Raw genomic sequence first — 25,608 nt, forward strand, 5'->3', positions numbered from 1 at the left:
GATTCCCGCTACGGAGAGTTCCTTATGAACGACCTTCCCGAACTGATCGAGTTGATGTACGCCGTCGACACCTTCTACTTCCTCATCTGCGGGGTGCTGGTGATGTGGATGGCCGCCGGCTTCGCCATGCTCGAGGCCGGCCTGGTGCGCTCCAAGAATACTGCCGAGATCCTGACCAAGAACGTGGCGCTGTTCGCCATTGCCTGCACCATGTACCTGTTGCTCGGCTACTACCTGATGTATTCCAGCAGCGCCGGCGGCATCCTGCCCAACCTGGGCTTCCTGATCGGTGGCGAGAATACCGTCGATGCCATCACCTCCGGTGAAGAAGGGGCGCCCTACTATTCCATGCGCGCCGATTTCTTCTTCCAGGTGGTGTTCGTGGCGACCGCCATGTCCATCGTTTCCGGCGCGGTGGCCGAGCGCATGAAGCTGTGGGCCTTCCTGGCCTTCGCCGTGGTGATGACGGGCGTCATCTACCCGACCTCCGGCTACTGGACCTGGGGTGGCGGCTGGCTCTCCGAGGTCGGCTATTCGGATTACGCCGGCTCCGGCATCGTGCACCTGGCGGGCGCCGCAGCAGCGCTCGCCGGCGTGCTGGTACTCGGCCCGCGCAAGGGCAAGTACGGCAAGGATGGCGGCATCTACGCCATTCCCGGTGCCAACATGCCGCTGGCCACCCTGGGCACCTTCATCCTGTGGATGGGCTGGTTCGGCTTCAACGGCGGCTCTGAACTGAAGCTCTCCGATGCGGCGTCTGCCAACAACGTGGCCCAGGTGTTCGTCAACACCAACGCCGCGGCCGCCGGTGGCGTAATCGCCGCGCTGGTCCTGGCCAAGCTGTGGTTCCGCAAGGCCGACCTGACGATGGCGCTGAACGGCGCCCTGGCCGGCCTCGTTGCCATTACCGCCGACCCGCTATCGCCCTCCGCGCTGGGTGCCGCCATGATCGGTGCCATGGGGGGGCTGATCGTGGTGGCCGCCATCGTCACCCTCGACAAGCTCAAGATCGATGACCCGGTCGGTGCCATTTCGGTGCACGGTGTGGTCGGCATTTGGGGCGTGATGGTCGTACCGCTGACCAATGGCGATGCCAGCTTCGGCGCCCAGATCATCGGTGTCCTCGGCATCTTCGCCTGGGTGTTCGGGGCCAGCCTGGTCGTCTGGCTGATCCTCAAGGCCGTCATGGGCATCCGGGTCAGTGAAGAGGAAGAATATGAAGGGGTCGATCTGGCCGAGTGTGGCCTGGAAGCCTACCCCGAGTTCAGCGCCTCGAAGAAATGAGGCGCCCTACCGAGTGAGCCGACGAGCTCCTCCTGGCCTCCTTCGGGAGGCTTTTTTATTCCCGGGCCACGCGGTGTATGCTTGTCGACAACGCCACCTCACATTCGCGATGGTGACCGCCATCGTCACCCGGACAGGACGAGGACAGACATCATGAAATTGGTAACCGCCATCATCAAACCTTTCAAGCTGGACGACGTGCGGGAATCCCTCTCCGAAATCGGCGTTCAGGGCATCACCGTGACCGAGGTCAAGGGCTTCGGCCGCCAGAAGGGCCATACCGAGCTCTATCGCGGCGCCGAATACGTGGTCGACTTCCTACCCAAGGTGAAGCTCGAGGTGGCCGTTGACGACGACATGGCCGAGAAGGTCATCGACGCCATCACTCAGGTCGCCAACACCGGCAAGATCGGCGACGGCAAGATCTTCGTCACCCCACTGGAACAGGTGATCCGCATTCGTACCGGCGAGACTGACAAGGACGCGGTCTGACCGCTCGAAACCGAACAGCCTTAGCTCGCCGGTGTAAGGGAAGCCCCCCGTGGCCAGGGCCGCGGGGGCTTCTCTTTCGGCTTTCAGCCATGCGCCTCGCGCTTACTTCTCGACGAAGGCGCGCTCGATCACATAGTCGCCGGGCTCGCCCATTCGCGGAGAAATCGTGAAGCCGAGCTCGTCGAGCAGGCCGCTGGTGTCGTCCAGCATCGCCGGGCTGCCGCAGATCATCGCGCGGTCCTGACGCGGGTCCAGGGGCGGCAGGCCGGTATCTTCGGCCAGTTTGCCGTTGCGGATATGGTCGGTCAGCCGGCCTTGGGTATGAAACGCCTCACGGGTCACCGTGGGATAGTAGACCAGCTTCGCGCTGATCTCCTCGCCGAGGTACTCGTGGGCGGGCAGCGCCTTCTGGATGAACTCCGCGTAGGCGAGCTCGCTGACGTTGCGTACCCCGTGCACCAGCACGATCTTCTCGAAGCGCTCGTAGGCCTCGGGGTCCTGGATCAGACTCATGAACGGGGCGAGCCCGGTGCCGGTGGAGAACAGGTAGAGGTTGCGACCCGGCAGCAGGTCGTCGGTAACCAGGGTGCCCGTGGGCTTGCGGCTGACCATGATCTGGTCGCCGACCTTGAGGTGCTGGAGCCGTGAGGTCAGCGGGCCATCCGGCACCTTGATGCTGAAGAACTCCAGGTGATCCTCGTAGTTGGGGCTGGCAATCGAATAGGCGCGCATCAGCGGCTTGCCGGCCACCTCGAGACCGATCATCACGAACTGACCGTTCTTGAAGCGCAGACTGCGCTCGCGCGTGGTGCGAAAGCTGAACAGGGTGTCATTCCAGTGGTGGACGCTCAAGACCTCTTCCAGGGCAAACTTGCTCATACCGACTCCTTGATATTCCTAATTCGAATAATCTTTCTTTAAAAGAATTGGGTTAATTATAAGAGGTCGACGGATATCTGTTAAATGGATTGTATGGATATCGATCATCTATATTGTAGATAAGAAGCCAAGGGAGTCGGTCCATGCGCTATACGCTGCGTCAGCTGGAAGTCTTCGTCGCGGTGGCCCAGCACGAGAGCGTTTCGCGCGCCGCCCGGGTGCTGGCGCTCTCACAATCGGCGGCAAGCACCGCGCTTGCCGAACTCGAGCGTCAGTTTGACTGCCAGCTACTTGATCGTGTCGGCAAGCGGTTGAAGCTCAATGCGCTGGGCTTTCAGCTGTTGCCCAAGGCCGTGGCCCTGCTCGACCGCGCCGAGGAGGTCGAGGAACTGCTGCGTGGCCAGCAGGGCGTGGGCTCGCTGGACGTCGGGGCCACCCTGACCATCGGCAACTACCTGGCGACGCTGTTGATCAGCGACTTCATGCAACGCCATCCGGGCAGTCGGGTGCGCCTGTCGGTTCGCAACACCCGCGCCATCATCGACCGGGTACGCCAGCATGAACTGGACCTGGGGCTGATCGAGGGGCTGTGCGAAGACGATGATGTGATCACCCAGCCCTGGGTGGAGGACGAACTGGCGGTGTTCTGCTCGCCGCGTCATGCGCTGGCCGGCAAGGGCCCGATCGAACTGGACCGGTTGCTGCGCGAGGACTGGATCATGCGCGAGCAGGGCTCGGGCACCCGCCTGACCCTGGAACAGGCCGCCCGACACCGCCGCGGTCGCTTCAACACCCTGCTGGAGCTGGAACACACCGAAGGCATCAAGCGGGCCGTCGAGTCGGGGTTGGGGATCGGCTGCGTCTCACGGCTGGCCCTGCGAGACGCCTTCCGCCGCGGCAGCCTGGTGCCCATTGTGACACCTGAGCTCGACCTGAGCCGCCAGTTCAGTTTCATCTGGCATCGCCACAAGTACCTGGCCACCGGCATGCGTGAATTCCTGCGGCTGTGCCGGCAGATGACCGAGGGCATCCAACGCAGCGACGAGATCGACCTGCCCCAGGTAACCTGATGCGATAGCTGGCATGAGCGCACGTATGGAGAAGCAGACGCCCGGGTTGGCCGGACGCCTGCGGTCATGACAACGGTGCCTTCGATAAGCCCGGCTGGGTCAGCGCAGGTCGCTGACGGCTTTCTGAATGTTCTCCAGGCTGTCCTTGGACAGATCCTTGGCCAGGGTATGGATGACCCGCTTGGCGGTGGGGCCGTCGAGCTTGTCGCGAAGCCGACCCAGAAAGCGGGGTGGGGCGACCAAGATCAGTTTCTCCAGTGAGTTCTCGACCCGCGCTCGATAAAGGCGCTCGGACACCTGCTTGGCAAAGAGCTCATCCTCATGGTTCGTGGCAGCACCTTCCTCGCCGGAGGAGCGCGAGGTGGACGAGGTCGACTCTTGCACCTCGCCGCCTCGATGATCGGTCACCAAATCACCCTCGTGCAATCGACCCTCGGCATGCACCAGACTTTCCTGCTCGACCAGCTTGAGCGCATCACGGGTGAAGATCCTGGCCCGTGCTGCATCTGCTACCACGATATAGGTTGTCATAGCCGCTCCTTGAGGCGTGGGAACACACGGCGCAGGCCTGCCTGTGCGGGCATCCTGCCCTTGGTTACATACTAAAGCGTTACCTATTCAAGATTGGCAAGACCGCCTCGAAGGGTCAATAGTGGGGCGGCGTAAATGCCCTCCGGTGCTGCAGCGCCGCGAAAACTGGAGTAGCATTCCCGGAACGCCAGTACGGAGACTGGTTCGCTCATCGCCTTGATGCGTCATTTCCGGGAGGACCCCGATGCGACAGTTTCTGTTTCCCCGCCGCCCGCTCGCCCGCTCTACTCTGCTGACCTGCCATCTGCTGCTGCAGTTGGGCCTGGTGATCGGTCTGGTGCTGTGGCTGGTTCCCCGCACGCCCTGGGCAGCGCCCGTCACCTGGGCCAGCGCCTGGCCGATCCTGGTACTCGGTGTTGGCGCCTGGCTGCTGGTTGCCATCGGGCTGCGTCTGCTGGCCGAGTTATGGCTGTTGCCCTATCACCTGGCGAGCCTTCGCCCCGGCTTCGCGCCCGGCGCTGTCATTACCCGCTCCTTCGAGCGTCGCCCGGCCGTGCATGACGAGGATAACTCCTGGACCAGCGAAGCGCGCCCGGTGGACACCGATACCGGCGTGGTCGGCAGTGCCCGAGTCAGACGACCCGCCGAACGCCTGCGCCCGCAGGCCGCCAACCATGAACCGACCGTCGATCTGGCCGATGCCGACCCGCTGGGCAAGAGCTCACCCTGAACGCTGTTCCAAGGGCAGGCTACGCAACCCCAGCAGCACGACGACAGCTACGGCCGCGCCCAGGCCGTTGGCAAGGATATCGGCCCAGTCGCCACCGCTGCGCCCGGCGACAGAGATCTGCAGGAACTCGATGGCGATACCGACACTCATGGCGGCCGCGAAGGCGAGCGGCAGACGCATGCCAGCAAGGCCCAGCAACCCCGACAGGCCAGCATAGCCGATGAAATGATTGGCCTTGTCCCAGGGCAGGTTCGAGGGCATCTCGCTCCCGGGGGCGAGACTGCCCACGGCGATCATCAAGGCCGCCAGCCCGGCCAGCAGCGCCCAGCGGCGCCGCCACTTTCTATCTTCCCCCCAGGCCATCCGCTGCAGCCACTCAAGCATGCGGGATCTGGCGATGATAGGCGGGGCTCAATTCATGCAGGGCGTCCATGAAGGCGGTGACATGAGCCGGATCGGTGAACTGGCTGATGCCGTGACCGAGGTTAAAGATATGCCCCGGCCCGGCGCCGTAGCTGTCCAGGATCCGCGCCACCTCGGCACGGATCGCCGCGGGGCGGGCGAACAGCACGTTGGGGTCAAGATTCCCCTGCAGGGCGACCCGTCGCCCGACGCGGGCCCGGGCATCGGAGAGTTCGGTGCTCCAGTCCAGGCCCAGAGCGTCGGCCCCGGCGGTGGCCATGTTCTCGAGCCACTGCCCGCCGTTCTTGGTGAAGAGGATCACCGGCACCCGACGGCCTTCGTGCTCGCGAATCAGACCCGCGACGATCTGCTCCATATAGCGCAGCGAGAACTCCAGGTAGGCTGGGGTCGTCAGTGACCCGCCCCAGGTATCGAAGATCTGCACCACCTGGGCGCCGGCGCGGATCTGGGCGTTGAGGTAATCGGTAACGGCATGCGCCAGGGTATCGAGCAAGCGGTGCATGGTGTCCGGCGTGTCGTAGAGCATCGTCTTGATGTGACGGAAATCCTTGCTGGAGGCGCCTTCCACCATATAGGTCGCCAGCGTCCAAGGACTGCCGGAGAAGCCGATCAGCGGCACCCGGCCGCCGAGCTCGCGGCGAATCGTCGCGACCGCCCGCATCACGTAATCGAGGTCGCGCTCGGCATCCGGCGCCACCAGCGCCTCGACATCGGCCGGGGTGCGTACCGGCTTGCGGAATTTCGGCCCCTCGCCGGTCTCGAAATACAGCCCCAGCCCCATGGCATCGGGAATGGTCAGGATATCCGAGAACAGGATGGCCCCGTCCAGCGGATAGCGCTCCAGCGGCTGCAGGGTCACTTCACAGGCGCGGTCCTGATCGCGACATAGGTCCATGAAACTGCCGGCCTCGCCCCGTACCTGACGATATTCGGGCAGATAACGGCCGGCCTGGCGCATCATCCACACCGGTGTACGGTCCACCGATTGACGCGCCAGGGCGCGCAGCAAGCGATCATTCTTGAGTTCCATGCAGGCGCTCATCCACGGGAAATGTGGGCCTCATTGTACCCGAACATCCGGGCCCGAACAGCGCGTCAGCAACTGACGTCGTCGGTACGGTTCGTGAGCCCGCCGCGGCTTCCTGCTAGAATGACCGCCTATCCGCCGGCACCGCCCTGCCGTGTACCAAGACGGGCCTGACACCGAGGTACTTCGTGACGATCCGATTCATCGCCGCCTCCCGGCTGCCCACCCCCTGGGCTACCTTCATCATGCATGGCTTCGAGGACGACGCCACCGGCAAGGATCATATCGCCCTGACGCTGGGCGAGGTGGCCGACGGCGCGCCGGTACTGGGGCGCGTGCACTCCGAATGCCTGACGGGTGATGCGCTGTTCTCGATGCGCTGCGACTGCGGTTATCAGCTTCAGGAAGCGCTCAAGCGCATTGCCGATGAGGGGCGGGGGGTGCTGCTCTATCTGCGCCAGGAGGGTCGCGGCATCGGCCTGCTCAACAAGATTCGCGCCTATCACCTCCAGGACCAGGGCGCCGACACCGTGGAAGCCAACGAGCAGCTGGGCTTCGGTGCCGACATGCGCCGCTACGACCTGTGTGTGCCGATGCTCGACCATCTGGGCATCAAGACCCTGCGGCTGATGACCAACAATCCGCGCAAGGTCGAGGCGCTGACCCGCGACGGCGTTGCCATCAGCGAGCGACTCGCCATCACCACCGGCCTCAACCCGCACAACGAGCAGTACCTCACCACCAAGGCCGGCAAGCTCGGCCACCTGATGGTGCTGGGCGACTTTACCCAGGCCAGCGACGTCGACATCGAACGCAAACCTTGAGCCCGGAACCACTGTCCTGCGTCTCGGGTCTGAGGGGAAACGGAGGAATGGCCATTGACTCACGACCCGGCGGCGACAGAGCTCGACTTCACGCATCTAGAAGAGTGGCTGCACAGCCTCAGCCATGGCATCGGCGCCCTGCTGAGCCTTGCCGGCATGATCGTGCTGATTCTGCTGGCCTCGCTGGGGCCTCAGGTTGACGCCTGGAAGGTCACCGCGGTCAGTCTTTATGGCGCCACCCTGGTGCTGCTCTATACTGCCTCGACCCTTTATCACGCCACGCAACGGCCGAACCTGAAACGGTGTTATCAGCTGCTGGATCACTGCGCCATTTATGCGCTGATCGCCGGCACCTATACGCCCTTCCTGCTGGTCAACCTTCGTCACTCGGTGGGCTGGACATTACTGACGATCATCTGGGCGCTGGCGCTCGCGGGGATCGTGCTCAAGCTGGTCTGGCCAAAACGCTTTGGCGTGCTCCACGTTATCGTCTACCTGGCCATGGGCTGGCTGATCGTGGCCGCCTCCGGTGAACTCGGTGACGTCATCTCCCCCACTGGCCTGAGCCTGCTGGTGGCAGGCGGACTCGCCTACACCGGCGGGGTGCTGTTCTTCGCGATCCGCGCCATTCCCTATAACCACGCCATCTGGCACCTGTTCGTCATCGCCGGCAGCACCTGCCATTACCTCGCCGTCTTTACCGACGTGCTGCCCTTCAAGGCCTGACGCGCGTTTGGCTGAGGGCTTCTCTCAGGCGGCGCGGGCTTCGCGGATGCGTTCGTAGGCATTGCCGATTTCGCTGGTGCGGGCCTGGGCGAGTTCGCGCATGCTCTCGGGCAGGCCCTTGCCGGCGAGCTTGTCGGGGTGGTTCTGGCTCATCAACCGGCGGTAGGCCTTCTTGATCTCGGAATCGCTGGCATCCCTCTCGACCCCGAGCACCCGATAGGCATCGGTCAGCGCTTCTTCACTGGCCCCCTTCGAATTGGCGGCCGCACCGTGCAGCATGGCCTCGATCTGCTGGACCTCCACCTCGCTGCAACCGAGCCCATGTGCCACGCGCAGGATCATGTCGTGCTCGGCAGGGTGCAGCTCGCCATCGGCGGCGATGGCCGACAGTTGCACCTGGAGAAAGACCTGGCGCAGGGCCGTCGGACCGGAGGTAAAACCGCGCACCTCGGCTAGCTCGGCATCGAGGTCGAAGTCATCGGCGCGCCCGCGCTCGAAGGCCGCCCGGGCCTGGGCACGCTGGTCGCCCTGCAGGTGCAACTGGTCGAAGAGCTTTTCGGCGATATCGCGTTCGTCCTTGGACACCTGGCCATCCGCCTGGCACAGGCAGCCCATCACGGAAAAGGTCGAATTCAGGAAACGCGATTGTGCCTGGACCCGCGCCTTGCCCAGCACCTGCCGTACCCGGCGTCCGGCCCACCAGCCCAGGGCGCCGCCGACCAGCATGCCCAGCGGGCCGCCAATCGCCAGCCCCAGCAGGGCACCGATCATGATGAGAAACAGCATTGCAGCCTCGCTAAGAATGAAAATGTAGAAGGATCAAGCCTCGCCGCTCAGGCGTGCGCGTATGCTGGCCTCGATACCCGGGGCGTCCAGGCCGCATTCACTCAACAGTTCGGCCGGCTTGCCGTGCTCGACGAAGGTATCGGGCAGGCCAAGGTTGAGTAACGCCACCTTGACACCCTGCGCGGCGAGCAGTTCATTGACGGCACTTCCCGCGCCGCCTGCGACCACATTCTCTTCCAGGGTTACCAGCAGGTCATGCTCGCCCGCTGCCGCCAGTATGGCCGCGTGATCCAGCGGTTTGATGGAGCGCATGTTGAGGTGTGTGGCGTCCATTGCCTCGGCCACCGTTGCCGCCGGCCCATTGAGGCTACCGAACGCCAGCAGCGCGATGCTGCGACCCTGGCGGCGCTGCTGGGCCTTGCCGATCTCGAGCGGTTCGAGATGCTCGGGAATCTCCACCCCCGGCCCGGTACCACGCGGATAGCGCACGGCCGCCGGGCCGGGATGGTGATAGGCGGCGCTGAACATGGCCCGGCACTCGGCCTCGTCGGCGGGTGCCAGCACGACCATGCCGGGTACACAGCGCAGATAAGAAAGATCTAGGGCCCCGTGGTGGGTCGGACCGTCCTCGCCCACCAATCCCGCGCGGTCGATGGCGAAGGTGACGTCCAGCGCCTGCACCGCCACGTCGTGGATCAGCTGGTCGTAGCCACGCTGCAGGAAGGTCGAGTAGATGGCAACGACCGGCTTCATGCTCTCGCAGGCCATGCCGGCGGCCAGAGTGACGGCGTGTTGCTCGGCGATCGCTACATCGTAGTAGCGCTCGGGATACTCCTGGGAGAAGCGGATCAGGTCCGAGCCCTCGCGCATCGCGGGGGTGATACCGATCAACCGCGGGTCGACGGCCGCCATGTCGCACAGCCAGTCGCCGAACACGCTGCAGTATTTTTTTGGCTTGGGCCGGTTGGGCTTGGGCGGGGTGGTGCTGGCCGGCGTGTCCTGGGGCTTGAGCGGCGCCGGCGTATCGACCGGCTTTTCCGGCTCGCGCTTTTCCAGCTTGGTGATGGCGTGGTAGCCGATGGGGTCGGCCTCGGCGGGCAGGAAGCCGCGGCCCTTGCAGGTCTTGACGTGCAGGAACTGCGGGCCGTCCAGGTCACGCATGTTGTGCAGGGTATGCGTCAGTGCGTCGAGGTCGTGCCCGTCGATGGGGCCGATGTAGTTGAAGCCCATTTCCTCGAACAGCGTGGCCGGGCTGACCATGCCCTTCATGTGCTCTTCGGTGCGCCGCGCCAGTTCCAAGGCCCCGGGCAGGTGCGAAAGGACCTTCTTGCCGCCCTCGCGCATGCTGATATAGGGCTTGCTGACCAGGATGCGCGCCAGGTAGCTGGCCATCCCGCCGACATTCTCGGAGATCGACATCTCGTTGTCGTTGAGGATCACCAGCAGGTTGGCATCGACGTGGCCGGCATGCGCCAGGGCCTCGAACGCCATGCCGGCGGTCAGGGCGCCATCGCCGATGACCGTGCACACTCGGCGCTTCTCGCCACGCGTCCGGGCGGCCAGCGCCATGCCCAACGCCGCCGAGATCGAGGTGCTCGAGTGGCCCACGCCGAAGGTGTCGTAGGGCGATTCGGCGCGGCGCGGAAAGGCCGCCAGGCCACCATAGCGGCGAATGCCGGTCATCGCCTCGCGCCGACCGGTGAGAATCTTGTGCGGGTAGGCCTGATGCCCGACGTCCCAGACCAGACGGTCATAAGGCGTATCCAGCGCCTGATGCAGGGCCACGGTGAGTTCCACCACGCCGAGTCCCGCGCCAAAATGCCCGCCGGAGACGCCCACGCTGTAAAGCAGATAGGCGCGCAGCTCGTCGGCCACCTGGACCAGCTGATCGAGGTTCATGGCCCGCAGGGCGGCCGGTGTATCCAGGGTATCGAGCAGCGGCGTTGCCGGGCGCTCGACGGGAATGTCATCGAACAGCTTCATGGGCTCATCTGTCGTGTCAGTGGTCACGTTCGATCATGTAGCGCGCCAGGCAGGCCAGGGGGTCCTTGGCACTGCCCAGCGGCGTGAGGGCGACGATCGCCTCCTCGACCAGCTCGCTGGCGCGCACCCGCGCGCCCTCGAGCCCCAGCAGGCTGGGGTAGGTCGGCTTGTGGCGGGCGGCGTCGGCGCCGGAGAGCTTGCCGAGGGTGGCAGTGTCCCCGGTCACATCGAGCACGTCATCGTGGATCTGGAACGCCAGGCCGATCGCCTGGGCGTAGGCATCCAGGGCGGCCAGGCGTGGGTCCTGATCATCAACCGCGATCAACCCGCCCAGCCGCACTGCGGCGCGGATCAGCGCGCCGGTCTTGTGGGCATGCATGGTGGCCAGGGCCTCCACGCTCGGCTGGCCGCCCACGGCGGCGAGATCCAACGCCTGCCCCGCGACCATCCCGTCACGGCCGGCGGCGTGTGCCAGAGTCAACATCAAGGCCGGCAGCCGCGGCGGTGCCGCACGCGCCAGCACCTCGAAGGCCAGCGCCTGCAGCGCATCCCCGGCCAATACCGCCGTCGCCTCGTCGAAGGCGCGGTGTACCGTAGGCTGGCCGCGGCGCAGGTCATCGTCATCCATCGCCGGCAGGTCGTCGTGGACCAGCGAATAGGCGTGGATCAACTCCAGCGCCGTGGCCGGGGCATCGAGTGAGTCGTCATCGGCACCCAGGGCGCGGCCTGCCGCATAGACCAGTACCGGCCGCAACCGCTTGCCGCCGACCAGCACCCCGTGGTGCATGGCGGCGTCGAGGCGCGGCGCGGTGGCCGTTCGGGCGTCGCCTGAACAGGTATCGACTGACCTGGCATCAAATAGCGCCTCGAGGCAGGCGTCGACACGCGCACGATCCGCTGCCAGACGCGCCGCCAGCACTTCAGCCCTCACTCTCGTCCTCCCCGCTTTCCTTACCGCTTGGCGCGGTAAAGCGCTCGAACTCGACGCTGCCTTCCGGCGCCTCGATCAGGGTGCGTACCTTGAGTTCAGCCTCATCCAGGCGACGTTGTGCGTCGCGCGTCAGACGCACGCCCTGCTCGAACGCCGATAGCGACCCCTCCAGCGATAACTCGCCGGATTCGAGCCGCTCCACCAGCTGTTCCAACCGTTCGACGGTGGCGGCGAAATCCCCGGGGGACGCCTCGCCTTCCGCCACCTCGGCTGGCCGCTCGTCACGCTCTGCCATGGGACCTCTCGCCAGTCACGGATCCAGAAAGGCTACGGATCCAAAGGACGACAGTATACACGCTCTGCCCGGGGTGCCGTCTTCTCTGGCGAGTCGACAACATGCAGTCGACTCATCACCGCAGCGCAGCATTTTCATTTTCGCTCATGCCCGCTGTGCTAACATGGTCGCCCTGTTTCGAGCCTGTGGCGGTCCCGATGCCGTTCGTCCTGAGTCCCTTCGTCTCGGGGCCATTTATCATCGAGGGCCAGACAGTCTCGGCATTGCACGCCGCACGCGCCGACAAGGGGGTTGATTCGACCATGGCCAAAACGTCCCTGGACAAGGGCAAGATCAAGATCCTGCTGCTCGAGGGCATCCACCAGAGCGCGGTGGACAACCTGCTGGATGCCGGTTACACCAATATCGAGCATCTACCGACCTCGCTTGACGAAGCGACGCTGATCGACAAGATCGGCGATGTCCACTTTCTGGGCATCCGCTCGCGCTCCCAGCTCACCGAAAAGGTGTTTGCCGCCGCCGAGAAACTCACTGCGGTGGGCTGCTTCTGCATCGGTACCAACCAGGTCGATCTCAATGCGGCGCTGGTTCGCGGCATTCCGGTCTTCAACGCCCCCTACTCCAATACCCGTTCGGTGGCCGAGCTGGTCTTGGCCGAGGCGATCATGCTGCTGCGCGGCATCCCCGAGAAAAGCGCCCGCGCCCATCAGGGCGGCTGGCTGAAGTCGGCGAACAATTCTCACGAGGCGCGTGGCAAGACGCTGGGCATCGTCGGCTACGGCAGCATTGGCTCGCAGCTCTCGGTGCTTGCCGAGTCGCTGGGCTTCGATGTCATCTACTACGACGTGGTAACCAAGCTCGGCATGGGCAATGCCCGCCAGGTCGCGAGCCTCGAGGAGCTGCTGGCCCGCGCCGATGTGGTCAGCCTGCACGTGCCGGAACTACCCTCGACCCGCTGGATGATCGGCGCCGAGCAGATCGCTCTGATGAAGCAGGGCGGCATCCTGATCAACGCCTCGCGGGGCAGCGTGGTGGTGATCGAGGCGCTGGCCGAGGCGCTCGAGGCCGGCCGGCTCAACGGCGCAGCCATCGATGTGTTCCCGGTGGAGCCCAAGGGCAACAACGAAGAGTTCGTCAGTCCCCTGCGTGGCCTGGACAATGTCATCCTGACGCCGCATATCGGCGGCTCCACCCTCGAGGCCCAGGAGAACATCGGCATCGAGGTCTCCGAGAAGCTGGTCACCTACTCCGACAACGGCACCACCGTCAGCTCGGTCAACTTCCCCGAGGTGGCCCTGCCGGCCCACCCGGGCAAGCACCGCCTGCTGCATATCCACGAGAACGTGCCCGGGGTCCTCTCCGAGATCAACCGGGTGCTCTCCGAGAACGGCATCAACATCGCCGGCCAGTACTTGCAGACCAACGAGAAGGTCGGCTATGTGGTGATCGACGTCGACAAGGCCTATGGCGTCCAGGCCCTGGAAGCGCTCAAGGAAGTGAAGCATACCCTGCGGGTGCGGGTGCTCTACTCCGAGACCAACTATCAGGGCTGACCCGGTCTGGAGGACCCGGTCTTGATTACTCCCGCTATCGCCTCATGCCGAGGCACTAGCGGGTTGATATAAAACAGGAATACTTGGAACCTGAATTGCAATGAAGTCCCATACCGGCATGGCGTCAGAGCGCGCGTGACGCTTGAACATGGTTGATGACAAACCGGCTTCTGGGCAACGCCGGCATGCTGTTATAGGGGATTTCCAGATCCTGGGCAGGCACCTCATAGGCAAGCGCGCTAGTCAGCATCCGGGTGGCCATGTTCATCAGGCCTAGCGCGATTTTTTCGCCGGGGCATCGATGGTGACACGAGGCCTCGCCACCGCCCTGAGGAATCAGCGTAAAACCATTATCTTGCCAGCCTTCGAAACGCCGAGGTTCGAAACGATCGGGGCTTTCCCACTGCGCTTCGTGATGGTTGGTGCCGTAAAGGTCGAGGATGACCCGGCGTCCCTCAGGAAAGGTGATTCCCTTCCATTCGAAGCGCTCGCGCACCCGGGCGACCACGCAGGGGAAGAAAGGATAGTAACGGCGGACTTCTTCATTGAACCAGTGAGGGTAGGAAATCCCCTCGTGGTTGCCTTGGTACGCTTCCTGCAGTGCCAGTCGGCATTCGGGGTGTCGATACAAGGCATGCGCTGCAAAGGTGATGAAGTAGGCAACGGCCACTACCGGCCGGAGGATATTGAGCAACTCGACCGCAGCGATAGCGGGGGCGAGCAGAGTGCCGCCGCTTTCCTGATGCCAGGCGACTCGGTGCAGCACCGTATTCTCGTTAACAGCCAGTGCCCCTTTTCTTACCTCGTCGACGAGACTGGCCCCCCATGTCTCGGTTCGCTTTCTTGCCAAGCGACCTTTCAGATGCTTCATGCCCAGGGCAGCCGGGCTGTCGATCAGCAGCGAAATGTCTCGTGTTTTTTGCCCAACCTCGTCTTCTGCCAATGGCACACCCGCCCAGTCACAAACGCCTTGGCAGAGGATTTCCTGCATCTCGTCAAAGAGCACCACCTCGGGGGCCTTTTCCCATTGCGGCAGGCGCGCTAGCCAGTATTGCCGGGCCACTCTGACCAGGGACTTGATATGTTCGTCGTTGAGTAACGGCATGAAGAGTTCTTTGCGCTGCAGGTGCTTTTCGCCATCGAGCCCCTGCACCGCGCCCTCACCGAACAGGGTCTTCTGCAAACGCTTGGGGGCGGCCCCCTCGCGCTTGAAGCGTTCGCCGTCATAGAACATCCTTGCCGCCTCTTCCCCCCGACACAGAAGCGTCTTTTCCAGCATCAGGCGCGCTTCGAAGATATCCGAGCCATGACGCCGACAGCGCCGCGATATGAAAGAGTACCCTTCACGCAAGAAGCTGAGGGTACTGTCAAACGCTGCCTCACGGGGAAGTTCCGCCATGTTGCCCTCCTTGGCACTGACTGACGCAGCTAGACATTATCCCTGGGAATTAACCTTTCCCAATTTTTCGAGAAGACCCGGTAATTATCTTCGTAGGCGTCGAGCTGGGCATGGATCACAAAGGTGTCTTCCGTGCAGGTCAATATCGTCCGGGTATAGATTTCCACGTCCCATTCATCGCGCTTGAACGCGTGCTCGGTGTAAGTTTCGCCTTTTGCTGAGGTAAAGGTATCGTCGGTGTTGGTATACCATTCGCGATTACTGCGACGAATTTCCGTGCCGATATCATCGATGCGAAAACGCCCCTGGTCATTCACCACCTCCAGTACCGATGTCTTGGAGGCCAGGTCGCGATGGAGCAGCCAGTTATGCTCGCTCGGCTCGAGTGTGGTGGTCTCGAGAGGGGGAGCGCCTTCCGGCTCCTGGAACGGGAACTCATCGGCCTGTGTCTCGCATGGCGTGCGAATCGGCAGATGCAACGAACTGCTAGCGGGATACACGGTGACCTTTACCGGCTCGGGAGGTAACCATGCCAACGGCCAATAAGAGGTCGAGAGCGAAATTCTCAGCCGATGGCCGGCCGGAAAGCGTTGGGCGATCCCGTTCAGATTGACTCTTACTCGGTAGCGACGATGCGGCTCCATCGGCTCCGGCTCGGCGTCGCTGTCTCGGTGGGTGAGGTTCAACAGACCGTAGGTGACCCGCGTGGCCTTGCCATCCTCGGCTACATCCGACAGGCGGACGGCTATCATTCCCTGCGGCTTGTCCGCCGAAAGCTCGAACTCCACCGACGGCATGCCGAAGATTTCGAGCGGCTCGTCCAGCGCCCGGCTGGTGAAGACCAGCGAGCCGCCATCTTCCTCGCGCTGGTCCCCCGGCAGATCGGGGGTCGCCGCATAGGAGCACCACTTACCCGCAAACAGGCCAACACTCAACGGCGACTGAATGACCAGAGCGGCATCGTGGTTATCCTGCTGATGCGCGTTGCTGTCTTCCTCGCCCAGATCGATGGTATAGGGGCCCAGCGGGAAAGGCGTTTCCTTGACGTGGCGCGATGGCCATCCGGGATCGCTGATCCAGCGGCCGGGCCGATGATGGTAGGAGTTATCGGGTGCCACGCTATCCTGCAACCAGGCGCGCAACGGGGGATCCTCCATGATGCCGTTGTCCTTGCCTTTCAGCCAGTGGTCCCACCAGCGCAAGGCCTCCTGCAAAAAGCCTATCGCCGGCCCCGGGATGCCTTGATGAGGATACTTGTGGCCCCATGGCCCGATCAGCCCCTTGCGCGGGACCTCGAGGTGTTCCAACAGGCGAAGGACCGTATTGGTGAAGCCATCGGCCCAACCGCCAATCGCATAGACGGGACATTGGATAGCCGAGTAATCCTCGCAGACCGAACTCTTGGTCCAGTACGCGTTGCGACGCTGATTCTCGAGCCAGTCTTCCAGCCATAGCCCGCTCTTTTCCAGTCGTTCGAACCACATGTCACGCCAGCGGTCGCCAACGATCTGCGGGTCGGGGGGCAGGCTGTTGAAGGCGAACATCACCGTGGCTTCCGAGAGGTTATCGCCGAGCAGGCAGCCGCCCATGAAGTGCATGTTGTCGGCATACAGGTCATCGCTGGAGCAGAGGCTGATAATGCCTTTCAGTGCGGGGGGCTGTTTGGCCGCGACCTGGAGGCTGTTGAAGCCCCCCCATGAAATTCCCATCATGCCGACATTGCCATCACACCATGGTTGTTTCGCGATCCACTCGATGGCATCGACGCCATCTTCCTGCTCCTGCTGGGTATATTCATCGTAGAGCACGCCATCCGAGTCACCGCTTCCTCGCATGTCGACCCTGACGCAGGCATAACCATGACCCGCAAAATACGGCTGGTTGGTGGCATCCCTGCCGCGGGTAATGTCGCGCTTGCGATAGGGAATGTATTCCATGATCGCGGGCACCGGCTCCCCTTCCGCACCTTCAGGCAGCCAGAGGCGTGCCGCCAGTTGCGCGCCATCGCGCATCGGAATGAACACATTCTCTATTTCATGAACCTTGTAGGGGAAAGACTCCACGATATTCACGGTTCCTCCTTCGATGCTTTCTTCCTTCGATGCTTCCTTGCCAGCGCCTAACGCTTCGCCAGCGCCTATCGCTCCATTGCAGTCAAAGGTTTTACCGACATCTGATCAGTGACCTTACGTAGTTCAGGGTATTTTTGATGTCTCTGAAAATCAGCAGATAAAAGATAGCCAAGATTAAGGCGTCCTGCCAAAGCCTATGAGTTGACTGTTAATTAACGTAATTTAATTTAAATTTTCATAGCTTGGCTTACGGCCCGCTTATTGCAGCGCATCCCAAGACGTTTATCGAACAACATAGCTAATAAAAAATACTCTATTTTAAATTTTACTTATTGTACGCGGTCATTATCTGCTCCTATGCTGATAACGCTAAATAACCGAATAAATGGGTCACTGACTATCCTGCTCGAGGGTATGCGCGACTCACGTACGGCTTGTTTCAACAGGTTTCAACAAGACGACCGGACAAGGCCAAGGAGAAGAAAATGGCAGCGGCAATCACGGGAGGGATCCTGGTGCTGTTGGGGGTGGGCCTCGCTGTCGGCGGTATATGGCTCGCGGCACTCGGAGGCAGCTGGTTTTACCTGTTGGCGTCGATAGGGTTTCTGGTCACCGGCGTCCTGTTGATCAAGCGCCATATCGCGGCCCTGTGGGTCTATGCCGCGGTCGTGATCGTCACGCTGCTATGGGCGTTATGGGAAGTCGGGCTCGACTGGTGGGCGTTGGTGCCGCGTTGCAGCCTGGTCGTCTTGATTGGCCTGTGGTTGCTCACGCCCTGGGTTACCCGGGCGTTGGGCACCCCGACATCGTCACGCTCCCCGAGGCCTGCTACCGCCAGATCATTCAGCTCGGCATTCGACTGGCCGACCATGGCCCCACTGGCTGCCGCCGTGGTCGTGTCGGCGATCGTGGCGCTGGTCTCGCTATTCACCGATCCGCACGCTATCCAGGGCCAGCTGCCCGAAGCGGTGGCGAGCCCATCCCAGGACGAAGGCGCCCACAACGATGGCCTGCTCGAGGGTATCGCCGACGGCGAGTGGCATGCCTATGGCCGGACCGGATATGGCCAGCGCTACTCGCCGCTGAACGAGATCACACCAGAGAACGTGGGCGAGCTTGAGGTCGCCTGGACCTTCCATACCGGCGATACGCGCGGCCCGGGCGACCCCATCGAGACGACCTACGAAGTGACGCCCCTCAAGGTGGACGACACGCTTTACCTGTGTACGCCGCATAGCCTGGTCATCGCGCTCGATGCCGACGACGGCAGCGAGAAGTGGCGCTTCGATCCGCAGTCTCCGCAGAACATCAACCGTCAGCACCAGACCTGCCGCGGCGTCTCGTATCATCCCGGCACCGGCGAGACTGACGCGACGGCGAACGAGACCACCGCCGACGAGACGGCAAACGCGACAGCCGATGCCGCTATCGATACCGACGGCGAAGCTAGCGAGACGCTCTGTCAGCGGCGCATCTTCATGCCGACCGCCGATGCCCGCCTCTTCGCCCTCGATGCCGAGAGCGGCCGCGTTTGCGAGGACTTCGGCGATAAGGGCGCCATCGACCTGTCGGCCAACATGCCGAACTACCGGCCGGGCTTCTATTACTCGACCTCGCCCCCCGTGGTCACCCGGGACCTGGTGATCGTCGGGGGCGCGATCAACGACAATGTGACCACCGACAACACCTCGGGCGTGATCCGCGCCTACGATGTCCAGAGCGGTGAGCTGGTCTGGAACTGGGACCCGGGCAACCCCGACGAAACGGACCCCATCGATGATGGGGACTTCTACACCGCCAACGGCCCCAACATGTGGTCGATCGCCAGCGTCGATGAAAGCCTCGGCATGGTCTATCTGCCCATGGGCAACCAGCCCCCCGACCAGTGGGGTGCCGAGCGCGACGAACTCACCGAGCGCTTCTCCACGTCGATCGTGGCGCTCGACCTGGCCGATGGTCGGGTCGAGTGGGTCTTCCAGACCGTTCATCACGACCTGTGGGATTACGATGTGCCCTCCCAACCCAGCCTGATCGACCTGGACATGCCGGAAGGCAAGGTGCCGGCGCTGGTGGCGCCCACCAAGCAGGGCGATCTTTTCGTGCTCAACCGCGAGACCGGCGAGCCAATCCTGCCGGTCGAAGAAGAAGACGTATCCCAATCGACGCAACTGCCCGATATCGCCCATCCCACCCAACCGGCCTCGGCGCTCTCCCTGGAGCCGCCGGCGCTGGAGGAGTCGGACATGTGGGGGGCGACGCTCTTCGACCAGTTGGCCTGCCGCATCGCGTTTCGCAAGCTCGACTACGAGGGTCGCTACACCCCGCCGTCCATCAACGGCACGTTGATTTACCCGGGCAATTTCGGTGTCTTCAACTGGGGGAGCATCGCCGTCGACCCGGTCCGCCAGGTCGCCTTCACCACACCGGGCTATCTCGCCTTCGTGTCGCGCCTGATCCCGCGCGACGACGAGGATAGCGTGCATGTCAGCCTGGACGCGCCCGGCCCCGGCATCAACGAGAACTTCGGCGCGCCTTACGCGGTAGCACTCATGCCCTTCATGTCACCCATCGACCTGCCCTGCCAGCAACCGCCCTGGGGCATGGTCGCGGGCGCCGATCTGCGCACCGGCGAGGTTGTCTGGCAACATCGCAATGGCACCGTGCGCGACCTCGCCCCGCTGCCGCTGCCGTTCAGGATGGGCGTGCCGGATCTCGGTGGCCCGGTCATGACGGCGGGTGGCGTCGCGTTCATGAGCGGTACTCTGGATTATTACGTCAGGGCCTATGATGTGACGACCGGCGAGCAGCTCTGGGAAGACCGCCTGCCTGCCGGCGGGCAGGCCACACCGATGACCTATCGCGACTCCCAGGGCCGTCAGATGGTGCTGGTTGTGGCGGGCGGCCATGGGTCGCTGGGTACCAAGGCCGGCGATGCCATCATCGCTTATGCACTACCTGAGTGAATGGAACCCGGCTGAGTGAGTGGAACCCGGCCGAGTGAGCGGGGCCCTAGCCGAATGAGTGGGCGAAATCGCTGTGGTCTTCTATCTTCAAGTCGTTGACGACACCCAGGGAAGAAGGTGTCAGTTGCCTATCAGCGACGTTTTGTAGGTGTGAGCAAAGGAGTGACAGCACATGTCCGAGCAGAAACAACCTCCCCAGCATCAAGATACCCAGCCGGGCGATGAGCATGACATGCGTCCCGAGCCGGAATTCATCCGGACCAGCTATCAGGGTGTGGATAAACTGAAGGACAAGGTGGCGATCATCACGGGAGGCGACAGCGGCATCGGGCGCGCCGTGGCGATCCACTACGCCCGCGAAGGGGCCGATAGCGTGATCGTCCACCTCGAGGAGGATCGCGATGCCGAGGATACGCGGGCGCTCGTCGAGGCCGAGGGGCGTCGTTGCCTGGTGCTCAAGGGCGATGTCGGTGACCCCGCGTTCTGCCGCGAGATTGTCGACCAGACACTCGAGCAGTTCGGCAAACTCAACATCCTAGTCAACAATGCCGCCGAGCAATACGACTGGGACGACATTACCGACATTCCCGACGATCAACTGCTACGCACCTTCAAGACCAATATCTTCAGCCATTTCTATCTGGTCAAGGCGGCGCTGCCCCACATGAACGAGGGCGATACGATCATCGCCACCTCGTCGGTCAATGCCTTCAAGGGCAACGACACCCTGATCGACTATAGCGCCACCAAGGGCGCCATCCAGGGGCTGGTGCGCTCGCTGGCGACCGGCCTGGTCGACCGGGGCATCCGGGTCAACGCCGTAGCCCCCGGGCCGGTCTGGACGCCCTTGATTCCGGCCAGTTTCGGCGACGAGAAAGTCGCCAGCTTCGGCGGACAGGTGCCGATGGACCGCGCCGGTCAGCCCAGCGAGATGGGTCCCGCCTACGTCTATCTCGCCAGCGAGGAATCCTCCTACATGACCGGCCAGACGTTGCACCTGAATGGCGGCGTGGTGTTGAACACCTGATCGCCAATAGCCGCTCGACGCCGTGCCAGGGAGACCATTGATGAACGTACTGGTCATCCTGGGTCATCCGCGCGCCGACAGCCTGTGCGGGGCACTCGCCGATGCGTTCTGTGACGGTGTGCGCGCCGCGGGTGTGGCGCTGCGCCGGCTCAACCTGTCGGAGCTGGACTTCGACCCGCATGTGCATATGATCTCGCCCAATGATCAGGCGCTGGAAGCGGATCTCGAGCAGGCGCGCGAGCTCATCCGCTGGGCCGATCACCTGGTGTTCGTCTATCCCACCTGGTGGGGAACGACGCCGGCGCTGCTCAAGGGATTTCTCGATCGGATGATGTCGCCGGGCTTCGCGTTTCGCACCTGCGAGGGCGGCATCGGCTATGAGGGGCTGCTCAAGGGGCGCTCGGCACAGCTGATCACCACCATGGATACGCCGCCCTTGATCCATCGCCTGCTCTACCGCGAACCGGGCAGAAACGCCATGGGGCGGGCGACCCTGGGCTTCTGCGGCATCCGCCCGGTGCGTGCCGTGGCCTTCGGGTCGGTCAAGGATGCCTCGGGAGTACAGCGCGAGGCCTGGCTGGCGCGAGCCAATCGCCTGGGACGTCAACTGGCGCGCGGCCGGATCACGCCAGGCGAGAAAGTGCGTCACAAGGTGGGTGCCTGGCTCAAGGCCGTGCGACTGCAATTCTACCCAATGACCTGGGTGGCCTATGCGATCGGCGGGCTTGCGGCCTCTCCCGAGCAAGGCGTGTTCGGCAATGCGGTCTTCTGGCTTGGCTATTTATGCCTGTTCCTGCTCGAGGTCGCCACCGTGTTGACCAATGAGCTGGTCGATCTGGAGTCCGACCGTAATAATCGCTTCTACAGCGCCCTGACCGGTGGATCGCGCGTGCTGGTCGAAGGCCTGCTAAGCCGTCGCGAGGTCAGGACCGGCATTAGCGTCACGCTGCTGGGCGGGCTGTTCGGTTCTGTTTGGCTCATGGCCATCGCACCGGCGGCGCCGGCCGCCATCCTGCTCGTGCTGGGCGGGCTGGCGATCCTGGCCCTCGGCTATACCGCCCCACCGCTGAAGTTCTGCTATCGCGGCCTGGGCGAGCTCGATGTGGCGATCACGCACAGTATCGGAGTCCTGCTGTGTGGCTATGTTTTCCTGGGCGGCGCCTGGCATGACTCGCTGCCCTGGTGGCTGAGCGTGCCGCTGCTGCTTGCCATCCTCCCGGCGATTACCCTGTCCGGCATTCCCGATCTCGAGGCCGACGCCGCGGCGGGCAAGCGCACGCTGGCGGTGCGCCTGGGAAGAGGCGGCGCCCTGTGGGTGGCGCTGGTATTTACCGTGCTGGCTGCCGTTTGCGCGGTGATATGGCAGGCCATGGAACTCGCCGAAGGCGCCTACGGCGGTATTGCCCTCGCCGTAGTACCGCATGGTAGCCTGCTCGCCTGGTGGCTTATCCGCCAGCTTCGAACACCCAAGCCGCCCGGGCGCATCGACGGCCTGATGGCCGCTTCACTCAGTTACGTGCTGTGGTTCGGGCTCTTTCCCTTGTTTCATCTATTCTGAAGAACCCACTTGGGGGCTGGCTCACTCGCTTGACCCCATAAGTTAATGCTTAACATTGATGCCGACAGGAGGTTACATCATGAATGCCCTGGATCTGCTCAAGCAGGACCACGAAAAGGTTCTCGATTTGCTGACCCAATTGGTCGAAACCACCGAGCAGGCCGCGAAGAAGCGCCCGGAGTTGCTGACCAAGATCGAAAAAGAACTCCACGTTCACACACAGATCGAGGAAGAGATCTTCTATCCCGCCTTCCTGAAAGCGGCCAAGAAAAAGGAAGACGAAAGGCTCTATCACGAAGCCCGGGAGGAACATCGCGCCGTCGAAGACCAGGTAATGCCGGACCTGAAACAAACCGACCCAGCCAGTACCGAGTTTTCCGGCAAGGCGAAAGTCTTGAAGGAGCTGGTCGAACATCATGCCTCCGAGGAAGAAGATGAAATGTTCGAACACGCCCGCCAGTTCATCTCGGAAAATGAACTCGAACAGCTCGGCGAACAGATGGAAGAGCGCAAGGCGCAGCTGATGGCGAAATAATTAGACGTGCCATCTATCGATTAATGGGTGTTATAAGCGAAGAAGCTGTCACCTCTCTGACGGGATGACAGCTTAGCCCAATACGATTTCTTTCGCCTTATTGCCCCTTAGCCTTTCTGTAGATATTTCTCGATACATAACCTGGGGCTTTGGCGATTTTTCTTATATGCCTAGTCCTGTAATTCAGCATGGCGTTGCCTGAAAGTCGGTAGCCCATTCCTTCTTCTACTGCGTAAATGCAAGGATTACATACGCCGCAAGGCTTCCCCTTTTTCGGATTGAAGCAGAACCACGCCTTCTCCAAGGCATCTATAAAGTCATGTTTTTGGGCTTGTTCACGCATCTCCGTTTTCGATATTTGAAGAAGCGGAAATGTCAAGCATGAAAAAATCCTGACGTCTCCTTCAGCATCATCTCTCATTCTCCATCGACCATCTTTTCCCTGTTTCACTCTTCCTTCCAGGAAAAAGTAAGCCTTGTCATCTACATGAACACTCAGCTCAAGGTCATCGATGTTATGAGAAGTTGCATACCTCGATAGCCAGTCGTATTGGCTCCCAAGGTGAGCTTGCTTTTTTAACCTATTAAAAGATTCTGTTACTTCTGGGATGTCAGCAATCTCGGTAATCGGAGTGATTTTAATCTCACCAATTCTCTTGGCCGCTTCCGGGTCTATTTTTTCAAGCTTTCTTCTTATATCGGATATTGCTTCAAGCTCACGAAGACTGGACTTTCTTCCAAAATCAATAATGTAATGCGGTTTGATTAACCTTTTTTCAACCACAGAGGCATACAGAACCCGATAGGAGGAGTCCCACCCTCCCGTCCAGAAAACATCAATAGCCTTATCCACGTAACTTCTCCCTTCATTAACACGAATCTAATTAGTGTTTTTTCATATTACCTTCCTTGGTAAACCAGGTAAATGAAACTGATAAAAAAATCAGCCATAGCGGCTCATGGCTACAGCATGCAGCAATCCATTTCGCCCTCCAGCCTAGCCATCGTTCATTTTGCTGTCGACCCTTGATATCAATAGCTATTTATAGCGCTCCATAACGGTCCTTTCCCACCGGCGGTTCTTCCAGGGCAAACAGCCCGACACGAAGTAGGTTTTTATTTAAATAACCCATGTTATTAAGCAGTTAATTAAAAATGGTTTAAGAGCTGATATATGACCTACTCACACATTGACAACTTTCGCGCGCCCACTATATTGCAACTAGTCGGCCGCGGCTCGCGAGCACGCGGCCCGACCCGGAAGCCAGCGGGGCAACACCCTTAGTCGCCCCTACAAGGAGGTAAGCGGATGAACGAACACGACCAGCACCGTGGTGCGGGGACCTCGCCGATGCCGCCGGGCGGTTCGCCGTCGACCCCCGCGAGTGGCGGGACGCGCGACGAGCTCAAGGGGCGCGCGCGCGAGAGCGCCGAGGACGTCAAGGGCGCGGCCCAGCAGCGCGTCAACAGCCTCTTCGACAACCAGAAGAGCGCCGCCGCCGAGCAGACGCACAAGGTCTCCCAGGCGCTGCACAGGATGGGCGACGAGTTCGACCAGCAGCAGCAGACCACCTTCTCGCGCTGGGCCAACCAGTTGGCCGACCAGACCGACCGTGTCGCCGACCAGCTGCGCCACCAGGACCTGCAGCGCCTGATGCGCAGCGCCGGGGCCTACAGCCGTCGCGAGCCGATGCTGTTCATGGGCGGGGCGATCGCCGCAGGCTTTGTCGTCTCGCGGTTCCTGCGCAGCTCGAGCCGTCACCGCCATGACGCCACCCCGGCCGCGTCGTCCTCGCGCGGCGCCTATCAGGACACCTCGCCGGACGCCCCGGGGCGGACCCCGGGCGGGGTCACCCACCCGGGCAGCCAGACGCCGGGCCTCTAAAGGCCGTGAATGCCGGGCCGCGCCGGAGCGCGGGCCCGGCCCGTTCTATGACCGTCATCGCCACGGAGGCGACCAAGCATGGATGCAGAGCATAATCGAACCACCTCGACATCGGGCCCTACCTCGACGTCCGAAGGCACGTCGCTGGGGTCGCTGTTGACGACGCTGACCCGCGAGATGGGGTCGCTCGTGCGCCAGGAAACCCAGCTGGCGAAAGCCGAGATGTCGGAGAAGACCCATCAGGTCATGAACGGTGTGGCCGCCATCGCCATCGCCGGGGCCGTGCTGTTCAGCGGCTTTCTGGTACTGCTGGCCGCCGCGGTGTTCCTGCTCAACGAGGTCCTGCCCCCCGATACCACGCCGTGGCTCTCGGCGATCATCGTCGGCCTGGTGGTCGCGATCGTCGGCTACGTGATGCTCAAGAGCGGGCTCAAGAAGCTGCAGACCCAGAACCTCATGCCCAACCGCACGATGGCCAGCCTGCAGAACGACAGGGAGCTTGCCCGGCATCACGAGGCGCATGCCAAGGAGGAGCTGAAATGAGCCAGCATGACGAGCAGCGCAGTCCCGACGAGATCGAGAGCGATATCCACGAGACGCGCGAACGCCTGGACAGCACCCTGCACGAGATCGAG

Annotated in this window: 25 protein-coding genes; 14 read left to right on the forward strand and 11 right to left on the reverse strand. The window is 62.5% G+C overall.

The window, feature by feature from the left end; all coding sequences use genetic code 11:
• Positions 1–24 precede the first annotated feature (24 nt).
• Both BM341_RS16810 and glnK read left to right on the forward strand, forming a co-directional pair.
• Complete coding sequence (locus tag BM341_RS16810) at positions 25–1,284, forward strand: ammonium transporter (protein ID WP_089797216.1); 1,260 nt, start codon at positions 25–27, stop codon at positions 1,282–1,284.
• A 153-nt stretch (positions 1,285–1,437) separates the two neighbouring features.
• Positions 1,438–1,776 (forward strand): P-II family nitrogen regulator, encoded by a 339-nt coding sequence (gene glnK, locus BM341_RS16815; protein ID WP_089797217.1) that lies wholly within the window; start codon positions 1,438–1,440, stop codon positions 1,774–1,776.
• Positions 1,777–1,878: 102 nt separating this feature from the next.
• Here the strand turns inward: glnK and BM341_RS16820 are convergent, their stop codons facing one another.
• Positions 1,879–2,655, reverse strand: a complete 777-nt coding sequence (locus BM341_RS16820; RefSeq protein WP_089797218.1) for a ferredoxin--NADP reductase — start codon at positions 2,653–2,655, stop codon at positions 1,879–1,881.
• Between the two features lie 143 nt (positions 2,656–2,798).
• On the opposite strand from BM341_RS16820, the gene BM341_RS16825 reads away from it, so the two are divergent.
• Entirely contained in the window at positions 2,799–3,725 is a 927-nt protein-coding gene (locus BM341_RS16825) for a LysR family transcriptional regulator (protein ID WP_089797219.1), read from the forward strand.
• A gap of 99 nt (positions 3,726–3,824) precedes the next feature.
• Here the strand turns inward: BM341_RS16825 and BM341_RS16830 are convergent, their stop codons facing one another.
• Positions 3,825–4,256, reverse strand: a complete 432-nt coding sequence (locus BM341_RS16830; RefSeq protein WP_089797220.1) for a host attachment protein — start codon at positions 4,254–4,256, stop codon at positions 3,825–3,827.
• 244 nt (positions 4,257–4,500) lie between these two features.
• Here BM341_RS16830 and BM341_RS16835 point away from each other — a divergent pair, with 244 nt between their 5' ends.
• Positions 4,501–4,986, forward strand: coding sequence for a hypothetical protein (locus BM341_RS16835; protein WP_089797221.1), 486 nt, complete (start codon positions 4,501–4,503; stop codon positions 4,984–4,986).
• Here the strand turns inward: BM341_RS16835 and BM341_RS16840 are convergent.
• Both BM341_RS16840 and hemE read right to left on the reverse strand, forming a co-directional pair.
• Complete coding sequence (locus BM341_RS16840) at positions 4,978–5,370, reverse strand: VanZ family protein (protein WP_089797222.1); 393 nt, start codon at positions 5,368–5,370, stop codon at positions 4,978–4,980. The two genes, BM341_RS16835 and BM341_RS16840, sit on opposite strands and share 9 nt — an antisense overlap.
• Positions 5,363–6,439: a uroporphyrinogen decarboxylase gene (gene hemE, locus BM341_RS16845; protein ID WP_089797223.1), complete on the reverse strand. Its 1,077-nt coding sequence runs from the start codon at positions 6,437–6,439 to the stop codon at positions 5,363–5,365. The genes BM341_RS16840 and hemE overlap by 8 nt, the downstream gene beginning before the upstream one ends.
• Before the next feature lie 185 nt (positions 6,440–6,624).
• On the opposite strand from hemE, the gene ribA reads away from it, so the two are divergent.
• Together ribA and trhA are read left to right on the forward strand one after the other, a co-directional pair.
• Complete coding sequence (ribA, locus tag BM341_RS16850; protein WP_089797224.1) at positions 6,625–7,260, forward strand: GTP cyclohydrolase II; 636 nt, start codon at positions 6,625–6,627, stop codon at positions 7,258–7,260.
• 54 nt (positions 7,261–7,314) lie between these two features.
• Positions 7,315–7,986: a PAQR family membrane homeostasis protein TrhA gene (trhA, locus tag BM341_RS16855; RefSeq protein ID WP_089797225.1), complete on the forward strand. Its 672-nt coding sequence runs from the start codon at positions 7,315–7,317 to the stop codon at positions 7,984–7,986.
• A 24-nt stretch (positions 7,987–8,010) separates the two neighbouring features.
• Here the strand turns inward: trhA and djlA are convergent, their stop codons facing one another.
• From djlA to BM341_RS16875, 4 genes are read right to left on the reverse strand one after another with little or no spacing between them, the layout of a single operon-like run.
• Positions 8,011–8,772, reverse strand: a complete 762-nt coding sequence (djlA, locus tag BM341_RS16860; RefSeq protein ID WP_089797226.1) for a co-chaperone DjlA — start codon at positions 8,770–8,772, stop codon at positions 8,011–8,013.
• Positions 8,773–8,805: 33 nt separating this feature from the next.
• The gene (dxs, locus tag BM341_RS16865) at positions 8,806–10,755 is read right to left on the reverse strand and encodes a 1-deoxy-D-xylulose-5-phosphate synthase (protein ID WP_089797227.1); all 1,950 of its coding nucleotides are present in this window, start codon (positions 10,753–10,755) and stop codon (positions 8,806–8,808) included.
• 16 nt (positions 10,756–10,771) lie between these two features.
• Positions 10,772–11,686 (reverse strand): farnesyl diphosphate synthase, encoded by a 915-nt coding sequence (locus tag BM341_RS16870; protein WP_089797228.1) that lies wholly within the window; start codon positions 11,684–11,686, stop codon positions 10,772–10,774.
• Positions 11,676–11,981, reverse strand: coding sequence for an exodeoxyribonuclease VII small subunit (locus BM341_RS16875; protein ID WP_175507892.1), 306 nt, complete (start codon positions 11,979–11,981; stop codon positions 11,676–11,678). Before BM341_RS16875 ends, BM341_RS16870 begins: the two co-directional genes overlap by 11 nt.
• Before the next feature lie 302 nt (positions 11,982–12,283).
• Here BM341_RS16875 and serA point away from each other — a divergent pair, with 302 nt between their 5' ends.
• Positions 12,284–13,534, forward strand: a complete 1,251-nt coding sequence (gene serA / locus BM341_RS16880) for a phosphoglycerate dehydrogenase (protein WP_089797239.1) — start codon at positions 12,284–12,286, stop codon at positions 13,532–13,534.
• A gap of 124 nt (positions 13,535–13,658) precedes the next feature.
• Here the strand turns inward: serA and BM341_RS16885 are convergent, their stop codons facing one another.
• Positions 13,659–14,933 carry a cytochrome P450 gene (locus BM341_RS16885; protein WP_089797229.1) on the reverse strand — a complete coding sequence of 425 codons (1,275 nt, stop codon included), beginning with the start codon at positions 14,931–14,933 and terminating at the stop codon, positions 13,659–13,661.
• 29 nt (positions 14,934–14,962) lie between these two features.
• Positions 14,963–17,005 carry a CocE/NonD family hydrolase gene (locus tag BM341_RS16890; RefSeq protein ID WP_175507893.1) on the reverse strand — a complete coding sequence of 681 codons (2,043 nt, stop codon included), beginning with the start codon at positions 17,003–17,005 and terminating at the stop codon, positions 14,963–14,965.
• A 485-nt stretch (positions 17,006–17,490) separates the two neighbouring features.
• Between BM341_RS16890 and BM341_RS16895 the strand changes: the two genes are divergently transcribed.
• The 4 genes from BM341_RS16895 (at position 17,491) to BM341_RS16910 (ending at position 23,088) form a co-directional block, all read left to right on the forward strand.
• Complete coding sequence (locus BM341_RS16895) at positions 17,491–19,968, forward strand: glucose/quinate/shikimate family membrane-bound PQQ-dependent dehydrogenase (protein WP_089797230.1); 2,478 nt, start codon at positions 17,491–17,493, stop codon at positions 19,966–19,968.
• A gap of 172 nt (positions 19,969–20,140) precedes the next feature.
• Positions 20,141–20,995: an SDR family oxidoreductase gene (locus BM341_RS16900; RefSeq protein WP_089797231.1), complete on the forward strand. Its 855-nt coding sequence runs from the start codon at positions 20,141–20,143 to the stop codon at positions 20,993–20,995.
• 40 nt (positions 20,996–21,035) lie between these two features.
• On the forward strand, positions 21,036–22,553 hold the full coding sequence (locus tag BM341_RS16905; protein ID WP_089797232.1) for an NAD(P)H-dependent oxidoreductase: 1,518 nt from the start codon (positions 21,036–21,038) through the stop codon (positions 22,551–22,553).
• Positions 22,554–22,632: 79 nt separating this feature from the next.
• Positions 22,633–23,088: a PA2171 family ribosome-binding persister protein gene (locus BM341_RS16910; protein ID WP_089797233.1), complete on the forward strand. Its 456-nt coding sequence runs from the start codon at positions 22,633–22,635 to the stop codon at positions 23,086–23,088.
• 97 nt (positions 23,089–23,185) lie between these two features.
• Here BM341_RS16910 and BM341_RS19090 read toward each other — a convergent pair whose 3' ends face one another.
• On the reverse strand, positions 23,186–23,941 hold the full coding sequence (locus BM341_RS19090) for a 7-cyano-7-deazaguanine synthase (RefSeq protein ID WP_139233030.1): 756 nt from the start codon (positions 23,939–23,941) through the stop codon (positions 23,186–23,188).
• 456 nt (positions 23,942–24,397) lie between these two features.
• Between BM341_RS19090 and BM341_RS16915 the strand changes: the two genes are divergently transcribed.
• The 3 genes from BM341_RS16915 to BM341_RS16925 all read left to right on the forward strand — a co-directional run.
• On the forward strand, positions 24,398–24,973 hold the full coding sequence (locus BM341_RS16915; RefSeq protein WP_089797234.1) for a hypothetical protein: 576 nt from the start codon (positions 24,398–24,400) through the stop codon (positions 24,971–24,973).
• Positions 24,974–25,051: 78 nt separating this feature from the next.
• Positions 25,052–25,516, forward strand: a complete 465-nt coding sequence (locus BM341_RS16920) for a phage holin family protein (RefSeq protein ID WP_089797235.1) — start codon at positions 25,052–25,054, stop codon at positions 25,514–25,516.
• Positions 25,513–25,608: DUF3618 domain-containing protein (locus BM341_RS16925; RefSeq protein ID WP_139233031.1), on the forward strand; the 96-nt coding region annotated here is incomplete at its 3' end. The genes BM341_RS16920 and BM341_RS16925, both read left to right, overlap by 4 nt.

It is taken from the genome of Halomonas korlensis, assembly GCF_900116705.1.
Taxonomy (GTDB): domain Bacteria; phylum Pseudomonadota; class Gammaproteobacteria; order Pseudomonadales; family Halomonadaceae; genus Halomonas; species Halomonas korlensis.

Bases quoted from the DNA above. Each gene is read 5' to 3' on its own strand.
- BM341_RS16810 (WP_089797216.1), top strand. From the start codon at position 25: ATGAACGACCTTCCCGAACTGATCGAGTTGATGTACGCCGTCGACACC.
- serA (WP_089797239.1), top strand. From the start codon at position 12,284: ATGGCCAAAACGTCCCTGGACAAGGGCAAGATCAAGATCCTGCTGCTC.
- dxs (WP_089797227.1), bottom strand. From the start codon at position 10,755: ATGAAGCTGTTCGATGACATTCCCGTCGAGCGCCCGGCAACGCCGCTG.
- BM341_RS16825 (WP_089797219.1), top strand. From the start codon at position 2,799: ATGCGCTATACGCTGCGTCAGCTGGAAGTCTTCGTCGCGGTGGCCCAG.
- BM341_RS16875 (WP_175507892.1), bottom strand. From the start codon at position 11,981: ATGGCAGAGCGTGACGAGCGGCCAGCCGAGGTGGCGGAAGGCGAGGCG.
- BM341_RS16900 (WP_089797231.1), top strand. From the start codon at position 20,141: ATGTCCGAGCAGAAACAACCTCCCCAGCATCAAGATACCCAGCCGGGC.
- BM341_RS16920 (WP_089797235.1), top strand. From the start codon at position 25,052: ATGGATGCAGAGCATAATCGAACCACCTCGACATCGGGCCCTACCTCG.
- BM341_RS16820 (WP_089797218.1), bottom strand. From the start codon at position 2,655: ATGAGCAAGTTTGCCCTGGAAGAGGTCTTGAGCGTCCACCACTGGAAT.
- hemE (WP_089797223.1), bottom strand. From the start codon at position 6,439: ATGGAACTCAAGAATGATCGCTTGCTGCGCGCCCTGGCGCGTCAATCG.
- BM341_RS16910 (WP_089797233.1), top strand. From the start codon at position 22,633: ATGAATGCCCTGGATCTGCTCAAGCAGGACCACGAAAAGGTTCTCGAT.
- BM341_RS16895 (WP_089797230.1), top strand. From the start codon at position 17,491: ATGGCAGCGGCAATCACGGGAGGGATCCTGGTGCTGTTGGGGGTGGGC.
- BM341_RS16840 (WP_089797222.1), bottom strand. From the start codon at position 5,370: ATGCTTGAGTGGCTGCAGCGGATGGCCTGGGGGGAAGATAGAAAGTGG.
- BM341_RS16885 (WP_089797229.1), bottom strand. From the start codon at position 14,933: ATGGCGGAACTTCCCCGTGAGGCAGCGTTTGACAGTACCCTCAGCTTC.
- glnK (WP_089797217.1), top strand. From the start codon at position 1,438: ATGAAATTGGTAACCGCCATCATCAAACCTTTCAAGCTGGACGACGTG.
- BM341_RS16830 (WP_089797220.1), bottom strand. From the start codon at position 4,256: ATGACAACCTATATCGTGGTAGCAGATGCAGCACGGGCCAGGATCTTC.
- BM341_RS16835 (WP_089797221.1), top strand. From the start codon at position 4,501: ATGCGACAGTTTCTGTTTCCCCGCCGCCCGCTCGCCCGCTCTACTCTG.
- BM341_RS16915 (WP_089797234.1), top strand. From the start codon at position 24,398: ATGAACGAACACGACCAGCACCGTGGTGCGGGGACCTCGCCGATGCCG.
- BM341_RS16905 (WP_089797232.1), top strand. From the start codon at position 21,036: ATGAACGTACTGGTCATCCTGGGTCATCCGCGCGCCGACAGCCTGTGC.
- djlA (WP_089797226.1), bottom strand. From the start codon at position 8,772: ATGCTGTTTCTCATCATGATCGGTGCCCTGCTGGGGCTGGCGATTGGC.